This window comes from Luteitalea sp. (assembly GCF_044337415.1).
Classification (GTDB): domain Bacteria; phylum Acidobacteriota; class Vicinamibacteria; order Vicinamibacterales; family Vicinamibacteraceae; genus Luteitalea.
The window spans coordinates 1-3,078 of the sequence record NZ_JBIINP010000357.1 but is presented as its reverse complement, the minus strand read 5'-3'; the positions used below and the strand labels follow the sequence as shown (position 1 = coordinate 3,078).

At 71.3% G+C, this 3,078-nt stretch carries 3 protein-coding genes and 1 pseudogene; all 4 read left to right on the top strand.

Going from position 1 to position 3,078, the window contains the following annotated elements:
* The coding region (locus tag ACIRDX_RS22250; protein ID WP_396627607.1) for an MMPL family transporter at positions 1-515 on the top strand (515 nt) is incomplete at its 5' end.
* Positions 512-1,858, top strand: a complete 1,347-nt coding sequence (locus tag ACIRDX_RS22245; RefSeq protein WP_396627606.1) for a hypothetical protein — start codon at positions 512-514, stop codon at positions 1,856-1,858. The genes ACIRDX_RS22250 and ACIRDX_RS22245, both read left to right, overlap by 4 nt.
* Before the next feature lie 61 nt (positions 1,859-1,919).
* Entirely contained in the window at positions 1,920-2,720 is an 801-nt protein-coding gene (locus tag ACIRDX_RS22240; protein ID WP_396627605.1) for an MBL fold metallo-hydrolase, read from the top strand.
* Positions 2,720-3,078 (top strand): annotated as a pseudogene (locus ACIRDX_RS22235) (2-hydroxyhepta-2,4-diene-1,7-dioate isomerase); the annotation flags it as partial. The gene ACIRDX_RS22240 and the pseudogene ACIRDX_RS22235, both read left to right, overlap by 1 nt.

Genomic DNA, 3,078 nt, shown 5'->3' with positions numbered 1-3,078 from the left:
CGCAGGTCTCCAGCTTCGCCACGGCGTTCGTCTCCGTGTTCGCGGTGATCTTCCTGGTCTTCCGCTCCTTCAAGTTCGGCGTGCTCGCGATCATCCCGAACGTGATCCCCGTGATCATCGTGCTCGGCGCCATGGGCTGGCTCGACATCTCGATGAACGTTGCCACGGTGATGGTCGCCAGCATCGCGCTCGGCGTGGTGGACGACGACACGATCCACTTCATCAGCCGCTACAGGCGCGAGGTCCACGACGGCCGGAGCACCGACGAGGCCCTGGCGATCGCCACCGAGGAGGAAGGACGCGCGTCGCTGACCACCGCGATGATCAACACCCTGGCGTTCTCGGTGCTCGCGCTCTCGGACTATCGGCCCTCGGGCTGGTTCGGGGGCCTACTCGCGCTGACGATGGCGGTGGCGTTCCTGGCCGAGGTGTTCCTGCTGCCGGCCATCATCAAGCTGGTGCCCAGCCTGTTCTCCGCCGAGCGGCTTCGCGCGGCACAGGCTCGCACGGCGTGACAAGGACGACCTGCCGGTGGGCCGCCCGAGCGGCGGCCGGATGGCTCGCGATCGCGTCGGGCGTGGCCCTCGCGCAGCCGACGATCACCTCGCGCGGGAGCGTGTCGGCGATGGTGGACGCGCTGCCCAATGTCGACGCGACGGAACTGCGCGTACGGCTCGACGAGGTGATCGACGTCGAGTTCGACGACCAGTGGGTGATCAAGGTCGGGAGTTGGGTCGACGTGCTCGGCGCGCAGCGGCGTGGCCAGGGCGAGGCCGACCTCGTGTACCAGCCGGGCGAGATCTACGTGCGCCACCGGCGCGGACACTTCGACCTCACCGCAGGCTTCCAACGCATCGTGTGGGGCACGCTCGACGAGATCCAGCCGACCGACGTCATCAACCCGATCGACGTGAGCCGGTTCCTCATGGAGGGGCGCGGCGAGGCACGGCTGCCGGTGCTGGCGCTGCGTGGCCGCGCGTTCCTCCCGGGCGACACGACCGTTGACGCGGTGTACGTCCCCGCCTTCCGTCGCGGGCGGTACGACCTGCTCGACGAACCCTCGTCGCCGTTCAACCTGCAGGCCGACCAGTGCCAGGCCGACGTGTGCATCGCGACCACGCCCGGGGCGCCGGGCACCGCGGTGGTGCTCCCGCTCGTGTCCGACCCGCCGGCGCGCACGCTCGAGCACGGCAGCGGCGGCGTGCGCGTGACGCGTCCGTTCGGCGGCGTCGACCTCGGCGCGAGCGTGTACCGCGGCTGGCAGGCATTCCCGCTCGTCGCGCTCACGGTGGTGCCGACGGTGATGCCCGCGGGCGGCGTCGGCGTGTCGCCAGCGCTGACCTCGGTAGCCCTGCGCGAGTCGTGGTCGCGGTTGACGATGGTCGGCGGCGACCTCGAGGCGGCGCAGGGGTCGGTGACCTGGCGGGCGGAGGGCGCCTGGCTGGTCGACACGGGCCTGCAGGCCGAGCCCGGTGGCCGCGTCGTGGACGGCCGGAGTCTGCAGATCGGGGCGGGACTGGACTGGACCGTCGGCCCGTGGCGCCTGTTCGGCAACGCCATCGCGCGGCGCGCGTGGGCAGTCGGCCCGACTGCCGCGCTCGTGCCCTCGACCGGCGGGCTGCAGTTGGTGGGCGGCGCCGAGCGCAAGTTCGCGCGCGATACGCGGCTCGTGCGCGGCTTCGCGGTGGTGGATCCGGGTGAGGGCACGGCGTTCGTCCGCGGCCTCGGCGCCTGGAACGTGCGCGACAATCTCTGGATCGAGGGGTCGGCCGCCTGGTTCACCGGCGACGGCACCGACTTCCTCGGCCGCTTCACCGATCGCGACTTCGTCTCGGTGAGGGTGAAGTACTACTTCTGAGAACGGCTACAGGCTACGGGCTACAGGCGGCCTGTGGCCTCTAGCCTGTAGCCTGTTCCCCATGCGCTACACCCGCCTGACCGCCCAGCACTCGTCGCCGTATGCCGGTGGCTTCGTGCACGCCTACCTGCTGCACGGGGAGGTGCCGACGCTCGTCGATGCGCCCACGGGCGATCCCGCCTTCCTCGACGAACTCGCCGAGGCCCTCGAGGCGGCCGGCGACGGACCGCTGGCCCAGGTGATCGTCACGCATGCCCACCCGGACCACATCGATGGCGCGGCAGCGATTCATGCGCGCTGGCCGCAGGCCGTCTTCCGCAAGCGCGCGCCACTGCCGGAGGGCGACGGCATCGACTGGCAGCTGATCGAGAAGGAGCCGATGCTGCCTGCGGGCGACGGGCCGCTGTGGATTCTGCGTACGCCGGGCCACGCGCCGGATCATTCGTGCGTGTTCGACATCCACGACGGCCTGCTCGTGGGCGGCGACCTCGCGATCAACGGCAGCACGGTGACGATCCTGGCCGACCACGGCGGCAGCCTGCGCGACTACCTCCGCAGCCTGCGAACGGTGCTGGAACTGCAGCCGCGCGTCATCCTCCCTGCGCACGGCGACACGATCACGCAGCCCGCGTCGCTGTTGCGCGGCTACATCTCGCACCGCCTGGCGCGCGAGCAGCAGGTGCTCGAGTGCCTCGCCGCCGGCATCGACACGGCTGACGCCATCGTCGATCGCCTGTATGCTGCCCTCGCCGACGCCTTGAAGCCCGCGGCGCGGCAGAACGTGCTGGCCCACCTCCACAAGCTCGTGGAGGACGGCCGCGTGTCCGAGGCGGGCGACCACTGGCACCTCCGGAGCGCCTGATGCTGCTGTACCGCACCGACCACGGCCTGGTCCTCGTGACCGACGGGCGCTCGCTGCGCCTGACCGATCTCTCCTTCGACGAACTGCTCCAGGACGGGGCGCCTGTCGCCCGCCTGCGCGCCCATGCGGCGCGCGCGCAGGAAGTGGACGGCGCCACGCCGCAGGTGCTGCTGGCCCCCATCGGTTCGCAGGAGGTGTGGGCGGCGGGCGTCACGTATTTCCGCAGCCGAGACGCACGGATGGACGAGTCGCGCGAGAGCGGCGGCGCGACCTTCTACGACCGCGTGTACGAGGCACCGCGCCCCGAGATGTTCTTCAAGGCGACGCCGCAGCGCGTGGTGGGGCCGGGCGGCACGGT